This is a genomic window from Pseudomonas sp. B21-041 (assembly GCF_024748675.1).
Classification (GTDB): Bacteria; Pseudomonadota; Gammaproteobacteria; order Pseudomonadales; family Pseudomonadaceae; genus Aquipseudomonas; species Aquipseudomonas neuropathica.
This window is the reverse complement of sequence record NZ_CP087175.1, coordinates 4001767-4020263: the sequence shown is the minus strand read 5'-3', so window position 1 is coordinate 4020263 and position 18497 is coordinate 4001767. Positions and strand designations below refer to the sequence as shown.

Here is an 18497-nt window from a genome sequence, read left to right as displayed (position 1 = left end):
TGCTTTATCCAGAGTGAAATTATTCAAGGGCGTCGAGCAGGTCAGTCAGGCGCGCCAGTTGTTGACGAACCTCTACGGCCAGCGCGGGAGTCACCGACATGCCGGTCAGGCGGCATTCCAGTGCAACGAAAGCTTGGGCCAGCGCCTCGACCTGCACCGCACCCAACGCACCGGCCATGCTGTGCAGTTGCTGCGCGACGCTGTTGGCGTCGGCGGCATCCAGCGCGCTGAGGGTGGTCTGAATATCCTTGTGCAGTGTCGAGACAAACAGCTCGCGCATCTTCGGCGATAGCGCTGGCGGGATGTCAGCGACCTGCGCGATCGGAATCTGGCAGTGGCTTTGCAGTTGCGCGCGCAGCGTCGCCAGGTTCAGCGGTTTGACCAACCATGCGTTCATACCCACAGCGGCGCAGCGTTCGCCTTCTTCGCGCAAGGCGTTGGCGGTAACACCGATGATCGGCAGCGTTGCATCCTGTTCGCGCAAGGCTGTGGTCAGCTCATAGCCGTTCATGATCGGCATGTTGACGTCGGTCAGCAGCATATCGAAGCGCCCCGGCGCCCATCGCTCCAGCGCCTGTTCGCCGTTGGTAGTGACAACCACCGAGCAGCCTAGTGCCTCCAGTTGTTCCTGGATGACCGCTGCGTTGATCACATTATCCTCGGCCACCAGCACGCGCAGGTTCAGTGCTCGGGTATTTTCCTGCTGCTCGGGTACGCGCCGCTGATGGGCGTCGTGCCTTGCCAGCGCGATCGCCCAGCCAATCGCGCGCACATCGTCGGCATCGACCTGCCAGCCGCTGCCGCTGATCTGTGCCGGGTTGGGGCCGCCCGGTATTGCGACGATTCGCTGGCCATCGAAAACCGTGGCGTGGGTCAGCGGCGCAAGATCCACCAGCAGCGCGGAAGACGACGGCAACTCGTGCGTCACCAGACGGCAATCCAGACCAAAGCGGTGCAGCCAGCCGAGCAGATGCTGCGCCAGTTCGGCGACCGGTGCGCGCACGTAAACGGCGGCGCTGCCGGCCTCGAAGGCCGGGCAATCGGCGAGCCTGCCCGGCGCGCAATCCAGCGCCAGTTGCAGGTTGAAGCGACTGCCCAGGCCCGGTTCGCTGACCACATTCAACTCGCCATGCATCAACTCGCACAGCCATTTGCAAATGGCCAGACCGAGACCCGCACCGGCATGACTATCGGCTTCATTGACTTGATAGAAAGGGTCGAACAATTGCTCTTGCTGTGCCTGGGAAATACCCACGCCGGAATCGCTGACCTGCCACTGCACCTCGGCGCGGCCGCCAGTGCTTTGCAGCACCACAACGCGCACCACAACGCGCCCGTTATCGGTGAACTTGATCGCGTTGCTCAGCAGGTTGTTGAGGATCTGGCGAATGCGTTGCGCATCACCGAGCAGTTGATCCGGCAATGCCGCATCAATGCAGGCGTACAGTTGCAGACCTTTGCCTCGGGCAAACGCGCCGTAGCTGCGCACCACGTCTTCGGTCAGCTCCAGCGGGCAGAACGGCTGAAGCTCAAGGTTCATCTGCCCGGCCTCGATTTTCGACACATCCAGCACGTCGCTGATCAGTTTGAACAGGCTGGCGGACGAGCGCTGAATGGTTTCCAGATAGGCCTGCTGACGCGGCGCGAGATCGGTCAGGCCAAGCAGTTCCAGGGTGCCGAGCACGCCATACAGCGGCGTGCGGATTTCATGGCTCATGGTTGCCAGAAAACGGCTTTTTGCCTGATTGGCCGAATCGGCCGCCTGACGGGCGACTTCCAGTGCCGCTGCATCTTCGACATGGCGGGTGACATCGTGCAGCGCACACAGCCACGCGTCCTGGCCCTGATAACGGGTGGCGATGAAGGCCACGTGCAAATGCCGGCCGTCGATCTCAAGCTCCGCGTGGCCATGGCCGGTCGCGCCTTGTTGTTCGAGCAGGCTGATCAATTCCTGGGTGTCGTGCCATTGCTGGGCGCGCTGGTTTTCCAGCAAGACCTGATGATCACGACGGCTGATCACGCACAGGCCGGTCGGTGCGGTATCGATGACCGCACGGCTGAACGCTTCACTTTCGGCGATGCTTGCGTGGGCACTTTGTGCGGGCAAAATCACCCGTTGCGCGTACCAGCGATTCAGCGCTCGGCCACTGCCGAGCACTACCAGCACCAAGCCCAGCAGACACAGCAATGGCCATAATGCGTAATCGAGAAAACTCTGCACGCTGATCACATAGATCGCCGTCCAGTGCCGTTCACCGGGGCTGCTCAGCTTGAACACCAGACCGTCGCGGGTCAGGTTTGCGCCTTCATTGAGCACCCGATCAGGCTTGAGTTCGCCGATCAACACTGTGCCGCTGGGCGTGATCAGGGTGAAGTCATCGTAGATCGACCATTTCATCAAACGCTCGATATTGTTGACTTGCGAGAGCTTCAGCAGCGAGCCGAGCACTACCCAGGAATTCGCCCTTTCAATGGTCAGCGTCGGTTTGCTCAGGTTGATCCGTACATAAGCGAGCAGGCTCGGCGTCACGTTGTCGTCCGCAGCGAACGGGTAGGGCGCCCACTGCACTTGCGCTGAAGTCTGCGCGCGCCGTTGCAGATTCTTCTGGGTCATGATCTCGACGAAGGTGCTGATTTGCGTTGGCCCCGCACCTCGCAGACGACCGGCGGCGGGCACGGCGATATCGAAATTGTCCGGGCCGTTGAGCAGGATCACCTGCGGCGACTGGTAATGCGAGGCCGCCCAGAAGGCGCTGTAATACGCTGCCAGATAGCTGCCGAGGGCAAACACCTTGGGGTGTTGGCTGGGAGCGATTCGCTCGGGATCGATCTTGACGCTGAATGGCAGCGAGAACGGCAGCCCACGGCCTTCATAAATGTTCGGCCCTTCTTCGGGCAAACGCTTTTGCACCACCGGCGGCGCCACGGTTTCCGGGAAGTACTCGCCCTTGTCGCTGGCCCGTGAGATATCGCCGAGAAACGCTTCCTGCTCGCGAATGTTTTCCATCAGCCGGGCGAAGTGGAACTGCATGGTATCGCGCTGTTCTTCGACCATGCGCTGCACGCCGAGATAGCTGATGCCCAGCAACAGCAAAACCAGCGCGCCGAGGATCAGCATGCCCTTGTTCAGGCGCAGTGAACTGCTGGCGAGTTTTTCCAGCAAGGCATTGGGATGCGGCATCAACACGCCCGGTCAAAGAAAGTGATTACGCGAGTGAACATGGATGGCCTCGATGGCAAGTGGTGATTGTCCACTGCATTGTGCCGGTCACCAGACATTCGCCGGGCCGTCGTGGCTGAGCAACTGCTGGAACTGCTCCGAAGACACTGCGTGGGAAATCAGGAAACCCTGAACCTGAGTGCAGTCGATCTTACGCAACAGAGCAAGTTCTTGCGCGGTTTCCACGCCTTCGGCCACCACCGTCAGGCCCAGTTGCCGACCCAGGGTGACGATGCTGGTCAGCGCTTGCGCCAGTTCGGCGTTGCTGTTGCAACCCTGGACCAGTGCACGGTCGATTTTCAGCTCGGTAAACGGCGCCGACACCAGGTTCATGTAGGCGCTGTAGCCTTTGCCGAAATCATCCTGAGACAAGCCGAAACCCTTGATCCGCAAGCGACAGGCTCCGGCGTAGAAATTGCTGATGTCGTCGGGCACCGAGCATTCCATCAGCTCGAAACAGATCCGCGCCGGCAGACCGTTGTGTTGCAGGACAAAGGCGAGGATGCGATCGGGCAGGTCGTGGCTGTTGAGCAAGTGCGTGGGCAGATTGATCGACACCGGAATGTCATAGCCTTGCTGGCGCCATATTGCCTGGGCGGCAATCGCCTGTTCCAGCATGCGCCAGAGCAGATGTTCTTCAAGGTCGTGGGCGATCAGCACCGGCAGAAATAACCCCGGTAACAACATGCCATGTTCGGGGTGCACCCAGCGCACCAGTGCTTCGGCGGCGACGATGCGGCCATTGTCCAGCGCCTTCTTGGGTTGAAACCAGGCTTGCAGCTCACCGTTGTCCAGCGCGCGCAAAATGCTCTGCCGATCAATACCGGTATGCGCGGCAACAGGCGCGTCCTGACGCAACGCCTGCAACTGCTCGATCAGGCAGTGCAATGCCGCGCTGTTGACCGGTTTGGAAATCAGCCCGATGACCTTCACCTGCAGATTGCTCGCCACCAGGCTCGCACCCATCAGCATGCGCCGCGAGGCGGCGCTCATGATCGCCAGTGCCGGGCGCGATTTCTGCATCGCGAGGCCCTGAATGAACTGCACGCCGTCCATGCCCGGCATCAACAGATCGGTAAGCACCAGATCGAATTCGCGATTTTGCAGGCGGTGCAGGGCTTCTTCGCCGTCCCGGGCAAATTCCAGATCGAACACGCCCAGCGCATTGAACAGGTTCTGCAAGTACAGATGCTGAAATGGGTGATCTTCGACAATCAGTAGGCTAGAGGACTTCATCGGCGACTCGTTGGTAGGGAGCCAGTGCGGTCGACAAGGCTCGCAACGTGAAAGGTTTGATCAGGCAGTGATTCATGCCGGCGGCCAGGCACAACGCCTCTTCACCGCGCAGGGCGTTGGCGGTGGCGCCGATGATCGGCGTGGTGCAGCCCAGGTGTCGCAGGGCCTTGGCCAGTTCGTAGCCGTTGAGATGTGGCATGTTCACGTCAGTCAGGACGACATCGAAGCTGTCGTCCTGCCAGAGTGACAAGGCTTCTTCGCCATCGCTGGCCAACGTCACCGTGCAGCCCAGTTCCTGCAATTGGTCACGCAGGATCAGTTGGTTGATCGCATTGTCTTCGGCGACGAGGATGTGCAGGTGTAACGCCGCCAGCACCTGGGTTTGAGCGGGGTGTTGATGCTCGATGACGGGACCGCCCTGCGCTTGGCACACCGCCTGGCGGATCGCGGCCAGATCGTTCAGGTTGACGAGCCAGCCGTCGCCTTTGCTCAGCGACTCCCACGCGCCATCGCCGCTCGCCAGAATACGTGGCCCTGCCCAGCGCAGTTCTCGGCGCTGTTCCATCGGCGCAGGCCACAACTCAAGCAACACGCCATCGTCGGCACCGTCGTGGCTGGCCGGTGCGCCGATATGCGGCAGAGCGCCCCAGCGGCGCAACCAGCCAGCGAGGCTTTCGGCCAGCTCGCGCACTGGCGACACCACGTAAACGGTATCGGCCGCGAGCTTCGCCTTGCCCTCAGGCTGCGCATTACCCGAGCGCTGCTCCAGCGGCAAGGTCAGGGAAAAACTGCTGCCCAGCCCCGGCTCGCTGACCATGCGCAGGGTGCCATCCATCAGATGGGTCAGGCGCAGGCAAATCGGCAGGCCCAGCCCGGTACCGGCAACCTCATGGCTGTTGCCTTGGGTCTGGTAGAACGGTTCGAAGATGAAGGCCTGATCCGCGTGGGCAATCCCGCGCCCGGTGTCCGAGACCTGCCATTGCACGCAAACGCGTTCGCCTTCGCGGGTCAGCACTTTGACCCGCAACACCACGCGCCCGGAATCGGTGAATTTGACCGCGTTACTCAACAGATTATTGAGGATCTGCCGTAAGCGACTGACATCGCCGATCAAGCTGTCGGGCAATTGCGGGTCAAAGCAGGCGTACAGCTGCAAGCCTTTGCTCTGTGCCGCCGCCGCGTATCCTTGAACGGCTTCTTGGGCGAGCGCCACGACGGAAAAATCACTCAGTTCCAGCGCCAATTGCCCGGCCTCGATTTTCGACACATCGAGCACGTCGCAGATCAATTGCAGCAGGGTCGCCGACGATCCTTCGATCGCTCGCAAGTAACCTTTCTGCTGAGCGTCGAGCCGGGTCCGAGCGAGCAACTCCAGAGTGCCGAGCACGCCATACAGCGGCGTGCGGATTTCGTGGCTCATGGTCGCCAGAAACAGGGTTTTCGCTTCGTTGGCGGCATCGGCCGACTGGCGCGCCTGCTCCAGCGCCGCTTCGATCTGTCGGCGTGCGCTGATGTCGCTGAAGGCGCAAAGCAACACGTCTTCGCCCTTGTAGCGGGTCGGCGCGCAGCTCAGGTACAGGTGGCGACCGTCGGCGGTCTCGAAGTAGTCGGTCAGGCATGGCGCGTTTTCCGCGAATGCAGCCCGGATCCAGCCGGGGCCGAGTTGTTCGCTGCAGGCGCCCAGCCATTGCTGCGCGAGGGTATTTTCCAGCACCACTTGAGCATCGCTGCGGCGTAATACGCAGAGCGCCACTGGCGCGGTCTGGATCACGTCGCGGCTGAACAGCTCACTTTCGACCAACGCTTGAATGCGTTGCAGGGTCGGCATGATGAAGCGATGTTCCAGACGCCGGATCAGCAGCCAGACCAAGCTGATACTGGCCACGCAGAAGGCCAGCGCGCCAAGCATCTGTGGCCACAACGCCCACAACACTGCGAGCAAGTCGATGGAATAGGTCAACTGCCAGTCCGACGATTTCAGCTGTTTGCGCAACACCAATTGCTCGGGCAGCCAGCCGTCTCCGACGAAGCCGAAGAAATCCTGTTGGCGCAACAGCGGCAGATCCTGCCCGGGCGGCGGCTTGTGGCTGTTGCTGAAGAGTGGCATGCCTTGCGAGTTGAACATGGTGAACTCGCCGGCGCTATGGTCGCTCAATGCGCTGGAGACTTCGCGGTCGTCCATTTCCAGACCGAGCCAGCCGGAATCGAGGTCGCGATCATCCAGACGAATAAAAATGTACAGCTGCGAGTGCCCTTGCGAATTGTGGGTCAGCCAGATTTCTTTGAGGGCGCTGGTGTTGTCACGCTTGAGGGTTTCCAGGCGATCAAGCATCGCACGCGGAAAATCGCCGGCCATGGGCGTCGTGTTGTACAGACGCCAGACCTGCACCTTGGCGCCGCTGCTGACGTAGAGCAGGTTCAGTTTGCGCGCCTGCAGGTAGTCGCGCATGCGCTGGGTCAGCCAGATGCTCCATTGCTTGCCCGGGGGTTGTCCGAGCAACAGTCGAATTTCCTCTTCGGACAGCGGCGCGCTTAACGCAGTCTGCCGAGTCGCCGACAAACTCAGGCTTTCCAGCAGCGCCTCGCGCGTAGTGAAAAACGTATGCGCCTCGGCAATGGCGCTGCTCATGTAGCTGCGCCGCTGGGAGATCTCATTGTTGAAGGTGAACAGCAGAAAGCTGTACACGCCACCGAGGATGCCCACCAGCAACACCCACGCAAAAATGCGCAACAAACGTCGCGCAGCATGGGGCGTGGACAGGACCGGGCTGATCTGGTGGAGGTAATTCTTCAATCGCATGCCGGCACAGTAGGGGTGGCCGGGGGCGGCGAAAATCAGACGATTCTTAAAGACTTCACAAGTAATTGACGATGAAAGTCACTTCGGTATTGGCGCTGCCCGCGCTGAGTTCTTCATTGCCCAGGCGGTAATAAGCGGCTGACAACGGGATCTTGAAGTTGAGCCCGGTGGTGTTGAAAGCATCGAACGGGTAGGTCGTGTCGAAAGCGATCGGCTGGCCCGCTTCATTCATCACTTGCAGGCCGATGCCTTTGGCGGTGGACCCGGCATTCAGTGCGACGATGCCCTTGGTCGCGTCGATCACTGGCGTGTTGGCCTTGAGCGAATAGGTGACTTTCTTGATGCCGGTCTGGCATTGGTTCAGGGCGATATCGAAGCGCACCGTGCGCGGCTTGGCGCCGGCTTCGCGAAATTCATGAAGTTGATAATCGTCGCCCATGGCCACCGGGACGGAAGGTGTCTCGCAGGAGGCGGCGTTCAGTACGATGGGGTTCATCAGGTTGAGTTTTTTCAGGATCAGATCATCGTCCTGCAGGCTGCCCAGATACCCCGCATCGATGTTGACTTTCGACGCCAGCTCGCCGGTCTTGACGATTTCCAGGCGCACCGAGTTTGCACCGAAGCCATAGCTGGTGTTGGGCGCGATGGCCTGCGGCGCTGATTGGTAGCGGTCTAGCGCGGCAAACCAGACCCGGTAGGAAAGCCCGCTTTTGCCTAACGGAAAAAGAGTTTCCGTACCGCTGGCGGTGCCTAACTTCGGATTCATCAGAATGCCGAACATGGACGTCTTTGAGCAGCTCCAGATGTGAGCGGTCGACTGCACGGTGTCCTGATAAACCACGGTGCCATTGGGTGTGTCGGCAGGAATGGTCAGGGTTGAACTGGCCAGGCTGGCGCCGAAGTTGAGCGTGTCGAGTTTTGAGTCGACTACCACACAACTGCCGGCCATCGCGTTCGAAGCGCAGGCAAACAGAGTGACTGCGATAGAGAGCAGGAGCGGGCGGTGGAGTTTGAAACGCTTCATTAGTAGGGCTTTACGTGTCGGCCGATGAGCGGCGTACGTTAGCCACGGCACTCGAGCCTGGACATCAGGCGATTCCTAGAATGCGGTCGCCCATGCAACACAAAAACCCACTCCACTGGTCAACTAACTACCAAGCCTCCTAACTATTCCATTGACATTCGCTGCCTAGGCAGTAACATCTCGACATACATTCACTGCCTAGGCAGTTATTAGGTGAGCAAATGAAGCATTTCACCCCGGACGAATTCAAACACTGCCATCTCGGCCTGTTGCTTGGCCGTGCTGCGCTGCTCAAGGACCGGATCATCGATACCCACATGGAACCCCACGGCATCACGGCCGCGCAGTTCAAGGTGTTGATCATCATGGCTCAGTTCGGCGTCGACACCCCGGCCGAGCTGTGCCGGCACCTGTCGCTGGACAGTGGCTCGATGACGCGCATGCTCGATCGTCTGGAGCAGAAAGGCTTTCTGGCTCGCCAGCGCAGCGAAGGCGATCGCCGTCAGGTGCAACTCAAGCTGACCGAGCAAGGCCAGCAACTGGCCGATCGCCTGCCGCACATCGGCGCCGATGCGATGAATGAACTGGCCGGCGCCGTCACCCCGGACGAGTTGAAGACCCTGGAATACATCCTCAAGAAAATTCTGCTGGCAGCCGGTGACCCGATCACCATCCAGCGGTTAGGTGAACACAATGAGCGGTAAAACCTTGCGCAGCAGCCTGACGCTGGTGCTGTCGGCGATGATCCTCGCCGGTTGCGCCAACTACAGCGGCCTCGACACTTCGGGCGCGAGCCTCGATGCGAAAAATCTGAAAGTCGGCCAGTCTCTCAACGGCGTGACCCTGTCGCCGGCCGCCTGGCCGAAAAGCGACTGGTGGACCAGCCTCGGTGATCCGCAGCTCGACGGTCTGATCCGCGAAGCGCTGCACGACAGCCCGGACATGCAGATCGCTGAAGCCCGAGCCCATCAGGCCAGCGCCGCCGCGTATGCCGCCGACGCCGAACGCTATCCGACCCTCGACGCCAGCGCCGGCATCAGCCGTTCGCGTCTGGCCAAGGATCAGGACCCGCGAGGGCAGGGCGATGCCTACGCCACCGTGCGTAACGTCAGCGCTGGTTTCAATTACAACTTCGACCTCTGGGGCGGCCAGCGTGATGCGTGGGAAGCCGCACTGGGCCAGGCTCGCGCCGCTGAGGTCGATCGTCAGGCTGCACAACTGACCCTCGCCGCCGACGTCGCTCGCGCTTACAGCGATCTCGGTCAGGCGCACATCGTTTATGACCTGGCCAACGAAGACCTCAAACGCACCAAGCAGATGCTCGACCTGAGCCAGCGTCGCCTGAGTTCCGGGATCGACAGCCAGTACCAGTTCCAGCAAACCCAGAGTCTGGAAGCCAGTTCCGAAGCCAGCCTGATCGACGCAGAAAAACGCCTGAACAGCGCCAAGATCGCCTTGGCCGTACTGCTCGGCAAAGGCCCGGATCGCGGCAACGAAATTGCCCGACCGAAAGTCCTGCAAGCCAGCGCTGTCGCCGTGCCGTCGGTGCTGCCGGCGGAACTGCTCGGTCGTCGCCCGGATCTGGTCGCTGCGCGCTGGCGCGTTGAAGCGGCGAGCAAGGATATCGACTCGGCGAAAACCCGCTTCTATCCCAACTTGAACCTGTCGGCCTCGGCCGGTGCCGAGTCCTTGTTGGGTGATGCGATGTTCGGTTCGGCCAGTCGCTTCTTCAACATTGCCCCGACCATTTCGGTGCCGATCTTCGACGGCGGACGCCTGCGTGCCAACCTCGATGCGCGCGACGCCGATTACGATCTGGCGGTGGCGCAGTACAACAAAAGTCTGGTGAAAGCACTGGGCGATGTCAGCGACACGCTCAACCAGTTGCGTGACATCGGCCGGCAGATCGGTGCGCAGCAACACGCCACCGACATCGCTCAGGACTCTTACAACACCGTCGTCCAGCGTTACGGTTCCGGCATCGGCAACTACCTGGACGTGCTCAGCATCGAGCAGCAATTGCTGCAGGCCCAGCGTCAACTGGCCACCCTCAATGCCGAGCAGATCGACCTGTCGATTCAACTGATGCAAGCGCTGGGCGGCGGCTTCCAGGGGCAAACCCTGACCGCAGCCAACGCCACCCCAGCCACGCCGCACAACTAATTCAAGGTACTTGTCATGGCCACTGCCGAAAATACCCAAGCTCAAGGCAACACCCCGGACACCGGCAACCCGCGCAAACGCAAAGTGATGCTGCTGGTGCTCGCCGTTGTGGTTGCGCTCGCCTGCGCCGGCGTCTGGGCGTATCACGAATTCATCGGGCGCTTTAACGAAAGCACTGACGACGCCTACGTCAACGGCAACGTTGTCGAAATCACCCCCCTGGTGACCGGCACCGTGGTCAGCATTGGTGCTGACGATGGTGATCTGGTTCACGAAGGTCAGGTGCTGATCAACTTCGACCCGAACGACGCTGAAGTCGGTCTGCAAAGTGCCCAGGCGAAACTGGCGCGCACCGTGCGTCAGGTACGCGGCCTCTACAGCAACGTTGACGGCATGAAAGCCCAGGTCAATGCGCAACAGGCCGAAGTACAGAAGGCGCAGGACAACTACAACCGCCGGAAAAACCTAGCGCAGGGCGGGGCGATTTCTCAGGAAGAACTGTCCCACGCTCGCGACGACCTGACCTCGGCGCAGAACGCCCTGGCCAACGCCAAGCAGCAGCTGAAAACCACCAGCGCGCTGGTCGATGACACCGTGGTGTCGTCGCATCCGGACGTGATGTCGGCGGCTGCAGATCTGCGTCAGGCCTACCTGACCAATGCTCGTAGCACTTTGATCGCGCCGGTCACCGGTTACGTCGCCAAACGCACCGTGCAACTCGGCCAGCGCGTGCAGCCGGGCACGGCGTTGATGGCGGTGATTCCGCTGGATCAGCTGTGGATTGACGCCAACTTCAAAGAAACCCAACTGCGTGACATGCGCATCGGCCAGCCGGTCGACATCGAATCCGACATCTACGGCAGCGACGTGAAATACAGCGGCACCGTCGACAGCCTTGGCGCCGGTACCGGTAGCGCGTTTGCTCTTCTGCCGGCGCAGAACGCTACCGGTAACTGGATCAAGATCGTTCAGCGTGTGCCGGTGCGGATTCACATCAACGCTGAAGAACTGGCCAAGCATCCGCTGCGCGTTGGCCTGTCGACCAATGTTGAAGTGAACCTGCACGACCAGAGCGGCCCGGTATTGGCACAGCAGCCTCCACAAAAGGCTTCGTTCAGCACCAACGTCTACGATCGCCAGCTGGCCGAAGCCGACGCGATGATTGCGCAACTGATCCACGACAACAGCGCCGCGGTGAGCAAAACCGCGCAACGCTGACCTGCACTGACTTTGTAGGAGTGAGCCTGCTCGCGATAGCGGTGTGTCAGACCCAATTCCTCGACTGATACACCGTTATCGCGAGCAGGCTCACTCCTACAGGGCTGCGGCGACCATCAGGTTTCATAGGATTCACAATGAGCAATAACGCCTCTTTCACGCCGCCCAGCCTGTTGCTCAGCACCATCGGCCTGTCGCTGGCGACGTTCATGCAAGTGCTCGACACCACCATCGCCAACGTGGCGCTGCCGACGATATCCGGCAACCTTGGGGTGAGTTCGGAGCAGGGCACCTGGGTGATCACCTCGTTCGCCGTGAGCAACGCGATTGCGCTGCCGCTGACCGGTTGGCTCAGCCGCCGTTTCGGCGAGGTGAAGCTGTTTCTCTGGGCCACCATTCTGTTTGTGCTGGCCTCGTTTCTCTGCGGTATCTCAACATCGATGCCGGAACTGATCGGCTTCCGCGTGCTGCAAGGTCTGGTCGCCGGGCCGCTGTACCCGATGACGCAAACCCTGCTGATCGCGGTCTATCCGCCCGCGAAGCGAGGCATGGCCCTGGCGTTACTGGCGATGGTCACGGTGGTTGCGCCAATTGCCGGGCCGATCCTCGGTGGCTGGATTACCGACAGTTACAGCTGGCCGTGGATCTTCTTCATCAACGTGCCGATCGGCATCTTTGCGGTGATGGTAGTGCGCTCGCAACTGGCCAAACGTCCGGTGGAAACCAGCCGTCAGCCGATGGATTACGTCGGCCTGATCACGCTGATCATTGGCGTCGGCGCTTTGCAGGTGATTCTCGACAAGGGCAATGACCTGGATTGGTTCGAGTCGAACTTCATCATCATCGGCGCGGCGATTTCGGTGATCGCGCTGGCGGTGTTCGTTATCTGGGAAATGACCGACCAGCATCCGGTGGTCAACCTGCGGCTGTTCGCCTACCGCAACTTCCGCATCGGCACGCTAGTGTTGGTGCTCGGTTACGCCGGGTTCTTCGGCATCAACCTGATCCTGCCGCAGTGGTTGCAGACACAAATGGGCTACACCGCGACCTGGGCCGGTCTGGCCGTAGCGCCGATCGGCATTCTGCCGGTGCTGCTGTCGCCATTTGTCGGCAAGTACGCTAACAAGTTCGACCTGCGTTTGCTGGCCGGACTGGCGTTTCTGGCGATTGGCTTGAGTTGCTTTATGCGCGCCGGATTTACCAATGAAGTGGATTTCCAGCACATTGCGCTGGTGCAGTTGTTCATGGGCATTGGTGTGGCGCTGTTCTTTATGCCGACCTTGAGCATTCTGATGTCGGACCTGCCGCCGAGCCAGATTGCCGATGGTGCTGGTCTTGCGACTTTTCTGCGGACGTTGGGCGGTAGCTTTGCGGCGTCGCTGACCACGTGGATCTGGATTCGCCGCGCGGATCAGCATCATGCGTATATGAGTGAGAGCATCAGCACTTTCGAACCGGCGACTCGCGAGACCTTGAATCATTTGGGCGGGGCGAGCCAGTCGGCTTATGCGCAGATGGATCAGATTTTGACGAGCCAGGCGTACATGCTCTCCACCGTGGATTACTTCACGCTGCTGGGCTGGGGGTTTATGGGGTTGATTCTGATTGTGTGGCTGGCGAAGCCGCCGTTTGCTGCGAAGGCGGGGCCTGCGGCTTCAGGGCACTAAGGTAAAAAACCCCTCACCCTAACCCTCTCCCGGAGGGAGAGGGGACTGACCGTGGTGTGCTTTCGAGGTACGCCGACCTGAGTCACCGATTTGAACTCCGGTTTGGGGAAAGCGTGATTTGAGATCGGGAGTCGAGCGCGGGTTTTGAGCTGCACTCGGTCGGCTCCCTTTCCCCCTCGCCCCCCTGGGGGAGAGGGCTGGGGTGAGGGGGAAGCGATCTTCAGCCGTGCGGCAAAGCCAGCGGCGGGGCGAAGTCGAACGGCGCCAATGCGTAACCGCTTTCATCCACCTGCAACGCCCACCCCTGACGATCCCAATCCCCCAACACAATCCGCTTCGCCGCTTGTTCACCAAGCTGCAACTTGTGAATCGCCGGGCGGTGGGTGTGGCCATGAATCAAGGTTTTCACGCCAAACGCCTGCATGATCCGCGGAATCTCTTCAGGCGTGACATCGACAATGTCATTGGCCTTCATCCGCGTCTGTGCACGGCTTTCACTGCGCAGCTTGCGCGCCAGTTTATGGCGGCTGCTCAAGGGCAGGTTACGCAGGATGAACAGCGTGATCGGATTACGCAGATAACGCCGCAGCTTCATGTAGCCGACGTCGCGGGTGCAGAGGCTATCGCCGTGCATCAACAGCACCGGCTCGCCGTAAAACTGCACGACACTCGGGTCCTTCAACAACGTACAGCCGGCCTGCTTGCAGAAGGCCTTGCCGAGCATGAAGTCGCGATTGCCGTGCATCAGAAAAATTGCCGTGCCGCTGTCGCTCAGTTCGCGCAGGGCCTGGCAGATGGAGCGCTGGAAGGGCGTCATGGCGTCGTCGCCAATCCACGCCTCGAAGAAGTCGCCGAGGATGTACAGCGCACTCGCCGAGCGGGCGCGTCCGGCGAGTAAATCCAGAAACGCCCGGGTAATGTCCGGGCGCTCCTCTTCCAGATGCAAGTCTGAAATCAGCAATATCACGCTTCGATGATCTCGGCTTTCTCGATGATCACGTCGTCTGCTGGTACGTCCTGATGGCCGGCCTTGGAGGTAGTCGCCACGCCTTCGATCTTGTCGACAACGTCAGTGCCTGCAACGACTTTACCGAACACTGCATAACCCCAGCCCTGAGCGGTTTTGGCGGTGTGGTTGAGGAAACTGTTGTTGGTGGCGTTGATGAAGAATTGCGCCGATGCCGAATGCGGGTCCATGGTGCGAGCCATGGCCAGGGTGTACTTCTCGTTCTTCAGGCCGTTGTCGGCTTCGTTCTGGATGCTTGGACGCTTGTCTTTCTTTTCCTGCATGCCAGGCTGGAAACCACCGCCCTGGATCATGAAACCCTTGATCACACGGTGGAAAACCACGTTCTCGTAGTGACCGGCTTTAACATATTCGAGAAAGTTGGCAACGGTGATTGGCGCTTTTTCCGCGTCCAGTTCGATGACGATGTCGCCGAAGTTGGTGGTCAGTTTGACTTGAGTCATGATCGCTACTCTTTATAAGGAATTCGTGGGCAATGGGACATTTCTGCCCGTTACCGGTTCAGCCCGTAGGCCAAGGTGCGCAGTTTAGCGTGACAGGCGCGAATTTCGAGGCTGTTTTTCCAAATCCCTGCGATTAAATGCGCTCCTTTATAGGCCGTGCTCTGTCAGCCCCTTGACAGCATCGGCTATGATAGCGGCTTTGTTTTGTCTGGCCCCCTCTGCGGCCGCGCACATGTAAGTCAAGGATCCTATGAGCAAGCCCACTGTCGACCCTACCTCGAATGCCAAGTCCGGCCCTGCCGTGCCGGTCAATTTCCTGCGGCCGATCATCCAGGCAGACCTGGACTCGGGCAAGCACACCCAGATCGTCACCCGTTTCCCGCCGGAGCCCAACGGCTACCTGCACATCGGCCACGCCAAGTCGATCTGCGTGAACTTCGGCCTGGCCCAGGAGTTCGGCGGCGTCACGCACCTGCGTTTCGACGACACCAACCCGGCCAAGGAAGACCAGGAATACATCGACGCGATCGAAAGCGACGTCAAATGGCTGGGCTTCGAGTGGTCCGGTGAAGTGCGCTACGCCTCGCAGTATTTTGACCAGTTGCACGATTGGGCCGTCGAGCTGATCAAGGCCGGCAAGGCTTACGTCGACGACCTGACCCCTGAGCAGGCCAAGGAATACCGTGGCAGCCTGACCGAGCCGGGCAAGAACAGCCCGTTCCGCGACCGTTCGGTAGAAGAGAACCTCGACTGGTTTGCGCGTATGCGTGCCGGTGAGTTCCCGGACGGCGCCCGCGTGCTGCGCGCGAAGATCGACATGGCCTCGCCGAACATGAACCTGCGCGACCCGATCATGTATCGCATCCGTCACGCGCATCACCACCAGACTGGCGACAAGTGGTGCATCTACCCGAACTACGACTTCACCCACGGTCAGTCGGACGCCATCGAAGGCATCACCCACTCGATCTGCACCCTGGAATTCGAAAGCCATCGTCCGCTGTACGAGTGGTTCCTCGACGCACTGCCAGTGCCGGCGCACCCGCGTCAGTACGAGTTCAGCCGTCTGAACCTCAACTACACCATCACCAGCAAGCGCAAGCTCAAGCAACTGGTCGATGAAAAGCACGTCAATGGCTGGGACGATCCGCGCATGTCCACGCTGTCGGGCTTCCGCCGCCGTGGCTACACGCCGAAATCGATCCGCAACTTCTGCGAAATGATCGGCACCAACCGTTCCGACGGCGTGGTCGACTTCGGCATGCTCGAATTCAGCATCCGTGACGACCTCGACCAGACCGCGCCACGCGCCATGTGCGTACTGCGTCCGCTGAAAGTCGTCATCACCAATTACCCGGAAGGCCAGGTCGAGAACCTCGAACTGCCGCGCCACCCGAAAGAAGACATGGGCGTACGCGCGCTGCCATTCGCCCGGGAAATCTACATCGACCGTGACGACTTCATGGAAGAGCCGCCGAAGGGCTACAAGCGCCTGGAACCGGCCGGTGAAGTGCGTCTGCGCGGCAGCTACGTGATCCGTGCCGACGAAGCGATCAAGGACGCCGACGGCAACATCGTCGAGCTGCGTTGCTCGTACGACCCGGAAACCCTCGGCAAGAACCCTGAAGGCCGCAAGGTCAAAGGCGTGATCCACTGGGTGCCGGCTGCGGCCAGCGTCGAGTGCGAAGTGCGTCTGTACGATCGCCTGTTCCGTTCGGCCAACCCTGAGAAGGCCGAAGACAGCGCGAGTTTCCTCGACAACATCAACCCTGATTCGCTGCAGGTACTCACCGGTTGTCGTGCTGAGCCATCGCTTGGCAATGCACAGCCGGAAGACCGTTTCCAGTTCGAGCGCGAAGGTTACTTCGTTGCGGATTTGAAGGACTCGAAACCAGGTCAGCCGGTATTCAACCGTACCGTGACCCTGCGTGATTCGTGGGGCCAGTGATTCAGCGTCAAGGGAAATAACGTGCTAACGATCTACAACACGCTCACCAAGAGCAAAGAAGTCTTCAAGCCGCTGGATGGCAACAAGGTGCGCATGTACGTCTGCGGGATGACCGTGTACGACTACTGCCACCTTGGCCACGGCCGCAGCATGGTCGCGTTCGACCTGGTGACCCGCTGGTTGCGGTTCAGCGGTTACGACCTGACCTACGTGCGCAACATCACCGACATCGACGACAAGATCATCAACCGGGCCAACGAGAACGGTGAATCGTTCGAAGCGTTGACCGAGCGCATGATCGCGGCGATGCACGAAGACGAAGCGCGCCTGAACATCAAGAAGCCGGACATGGAACCGCGCGCCACGGATCACATTCCGGGCATGCACGCGATGATCCAGACCTTGATCGACAAGGGTTACGCCTACGCCCCGGGCAACGGTGACGTGTACTACCGCGTCGCCAAGTTCATGGGCTACGGCAAGCTGTCGCGCAAGAAAATCGAAGACCTGCGCATCGGCGCGCGCATCGAAGTCGACGAGTCGAAACAGGACCCGCTGGACTTCGTCCTGTGGAAAGCCGCCAAGCCGGGCGAGCCAAGCTGGGAATCGCCGTGGGGCGCCGGGCGTCCGGGCTGGCACATCGAGTGCTCGGTGATGTCCACCTGCTGCCTCGGCGAGACGTTCGACATTCATGGCGGCGGCAGCGACCTCGAGTTCCCGCACCACGAAAACGAAATCGCCCAGAGCGAAGCGGCCACCGGCAAGACCTACGCCAACGCGTGGATGCATTGCGGCATGATTCGCATCAATGGCGAGAAGATGTCCAAGTCCTTGAACAACTTCTTCACCATTCGCGACGTGCTGGAAAAGTATCACCCGGAAGTCGTGCGTTACCTGCTGGTGTCGAGCCACTACCGCAGCGCGATCAACTACTCGGAAGACAACCTCAAGGACGCCAAAGGCGCCCTCGAGCGTTTCTACCACGCGTTGAAAGGCCTGCCGACTGTGGCGCCGGCGGGCGGCGAAGCCTTCGTCGAGCGTTTCACCACGGTGATGAACGACGACTTCGGCACGCCGGAAGCCTGCGCCGTGCTGTTTGAGATGGTGCGTGAGATCAACCGTCTGCGTGAGAGCGATCTTGATGCAGCGGCAGGTCTGGCGGCGCGTCTGAAAGAGCTGGCGAGCGTGTTGGGTGTGTTGCAGTTGGAGGCGGATGACTTCCTGCAGGCGGGCGCTGAAGGGCGTGTCGATGCGGCAGAGGTTGATGCACTGATTGCGGCGCGTCTGGCGGCGCGGGCCGGGAAGGATTGGGCTGAGTCGGATCGGATTCGTGATCAGCTGACGGCGATGGGTGTTGTGCTGGAAGACGGCAAGGGTGGGACTACCTGGCGTCTGGCTGACTGAGATCAGGGACGCGGAGCGTCCCAGGCTGCATTCCCACGCGGAGCGTGGGAACGATCAACAAAACCCGCCTTGTGCGGGTTTTTGTTTGGCCGCCAGAAAAGCCCCTCACCCTAACCCTCTCCCAGAGGGAGAGGGGACTAAATGGGGGATGCTCAAGAAATACATCGACCTGAGCGATTTTTGCCGAATCCATAATCAACTCGGTTTTTCAGGTCGATGCACAACGCCAGACACTTCGGTCAGCTCCCTCTCCCCCTGGGAGAGGGCTGGGGTGAGGGTTGCTTTTGACGTTCGCGTAGGTCTTGATGTCGGCAACGCGTTCAGCCGGATGCTGAGCGGCGACGAAT

The 18497-nt window shown here is 60.4% G+C and carries 12 protein-coding genes; 6 read left to right on the top strand and 6 right to left on the bottom strand.

Annotation, left to right across the window (positions count from 1 at the left end; genetic code table 11):
• Positions 1-19: 19 nt before the first annotated feature.
• The 4 genes from LOY43_RS17690 to LOY43_RS17675 form a co-directional block, all read right to left on the bottom strand.
• A complete protein-coding gene (locus LOY43_RS17690) occupies positions 20-3181 on the bottom strand; it encodes a hybrid sensor histidine kinase/response regulator (RefSeq protein ID WP_258708483.1) in 3162 nt (1053 codons plus the stop codon).
• An 87-nt stretch (positions 3182-3268) separates the two neighbouring features.
• Positions 3269-4456, bottom strand: coding sequence for an EAL domain-containing protein (locus tag LOY43_RS17685; RefSeq protein WP_116030161.1), 1188 nt, complete (start codon positions 4454-4456; stop codon positions 3269-3271).
• Positions 4443-7256, bottom strand: coding sequence for an ATP-binding protein (locus tag LOY43_RS17680; RefSeq protein ID WP_116030160.1), 2814 nt, complete (start codon positions 7254-7256; stop codon positions 4443-4445). The genes LOY43_RS17685 and LOY43_RS17680 overlap by 14 nt, the downstream gene beginning before the upstream one ends.
• A gap of 55 nt (positions 7257-7311) precedes the next feature.
• Entirely contained in the window at positions 7312-8280 is a 969-nt protein-coding gene (locus LOY43_RS17675; RefSeq protein ID WP_150774795.1) for a fimbrial protein, read from the bottom strand.
• A gap of 221 nt (positions 8281-8501) precedes the next feature.
• Between LOY43_RS17675 and LOY43_RS17670 the strand changes: the two genes are divergently transcribed.
• From LOY43_RS17670 to LOY43_RS17655, 4 genes are all read left to right on the top strand, one after another.
• Entirely contained in the window at positions 8502-8984 is a 483-nt protein-coding gene (locus LOY43_RS17670; protein ID WP_077573642.1) for a MarR family winged helix-turn-helix transcriptional regulator, read from the top strand.
• Entirely contained in the window at positions 8974-10443 is a 1470-nt protein-coding gene (locus LOY43_RS17665; protein ID WP_258708482.1) for an efflux transporter outer membrane subunit, read from the top strand. Before LOY43_RS17670 ends, LOY43_RS17665 begins: the two co-directional genes overlap by 11 nt.
• Before the next feature lie 15 nt (positions 10444-10458).
• A complete protein-coding gene (locus LOY43_RS17660) occupies positions 10459-11661 on the top strand; it encodes an efflux RND transporter periplasmic adaptor subunit (protein WP_008082123.1) in 1203 nt (400 codons plus the stop codon).
• 137 nt (positions 11662-11798) lie between these two features.
• Positions 11799-13328 (top strand): DHA2 family efflux MFS transporter permease subunit, encoded by a 1530-nt coding sequence (locus LOY43_RS17655; protein ID WP_095050765.1) that lies wholly within the window; start codon positions 11799-11801, stop codon positions 13326-13328.
• Positions 13329-13548: 220 nt separating this feature from the next.
• On the opposite strand, the gene lpxH is transcribed toward LOY43_RS17655, so the two are convergent.
• Together lpxH and LOY43_RS17645 are read right to left on the bottom strand one after the other, a co-directional pair.
• Positions 13549-14295 (bottom strand): UDP-2,3-diacylglucosamine diphosphatase, encoded by a 747-nt coding sequence (lpxH, locus tag LOY43_RS17650; protein ID WP_095050764.1) that lies wholly within the window; start codon positions 14293-14295, stop codon positions 13549-13551.
• The gene (locus tag LOY43_RS17645; RefSeq protein WP_095050763.1) at positions 14292-14798 is read right to left on the bottom strand and encodes a peptidylprolyl isomerase; all 507 of its coding nucleotides are present in this window, start codon (positions 14796-14798) and stop codon (positions 14292-14294) included. Before LOY43_RS17645 ends, lpxH begins: the two co-directional genes overlap by 4 nt.
• A gap of 250 nt (positions 14799-15048) precedes the next feature.
• Here LOY43_RS17645 and LOY43_RS17640 point away from each other — a divergent pair, with 250 nt between their 5' ends.
• Entirely contained in the window at positions 15049-16746 is a 1698-nt protein-coding gene (locus LOY43_RS17640; RefSeq protein WP_016986557.1) for a glutamine--tRNA ligase/YqeY domain fusion protein, read from the top strand.
• 21 nt (positions 16747-16767) lie between these two features.
• Positions 16768-18150, top strand: a complete 1383-nt coding sequence (cysS, locus tag LOY43_RS17635) for a cysteine--tRNA ligase (protein ID WP_016986558.1) — start codon at positions 16768-16770, stop codon at positions 18148-18150.
• Positions 18151-18497: the final 347 nt, after the last annotated feature.

Excerpts from the sequence above, each read along its gene's own strand:
- LOY43_RS17690 (WP_258708483.1), bottom strand. The coding sequence starts at position 3,181 with ATGCCGCATCCCAATGCCTTGCTGGAAAAACTCGCCAGCAGTTCACTG.
- LOY43_RS17685 (WP_116030161.1), bottom strand. The coding sequence starts at position 4,456 with ATGAAGTCCTCTAGCCTACTGATTGTCGAAGATCACCCATTTCAGCAT.
- LOY43_RS17680 (WP_116030160.1), bottom strand. The coding sequence starts at position 7,256 with ATGCGATTGAAGAATTACCTCCACCAGATCAGCCCGGTCCTGTCCACG.
- LOY43_RS17675 (WP_150774795.1), bottom strand. The coding sequence starts at position 8,280 with ATGAAGCGTTTCAAACTCCACCGCCCGCTCCTGCTCTCTATCGCAGTC.
- LOY43_RS17670 (WP_077573642.1), top strand. The coding sequence starts at position 8,502 with ATGAAGCATTTCACCCCGGACGAATTCAAACACTGCCATCTCGGCCTG.
- LOY43_RS17665 (WP_258708482.1), top strand. The coding sequence starts at position 8,974 with ATGAGCGGTAAAACCTTGCGCAGCAGCCTGACGCTGGTGCTGTCGGCG.
- LOY43_RS17660 (WP_008082123.1), top strand. The coding sequence starts at position 10,459 with ATGGCCACTGCCGAAAATACCCAAGCTCAAGGCAACACCCCGGACACC.
- LOY43_RS17655 (WP_095050765.1), top strand. The coding sequence starts at position 11,799 with ATGAGCAATAACGCCTCTTTCACGCCGCCCAGCCTGTTGCTCAGCACC.
- LOY43_RS17645 (WP_095050763.1), bottom strand. The coding sequence starts at position 14,798 with ATGACTCAAGTCAAACTGACCACCAACTTCGGCGACATCGTCATCGAA.
- LOY43_RS17640 (WP_016986557.1), top strand. The coding sequence starts at position 15,049 with ATGAGCAAGCCCACTGTCGACCCTACCTCGAATGCCAAGTCCGGCCCT.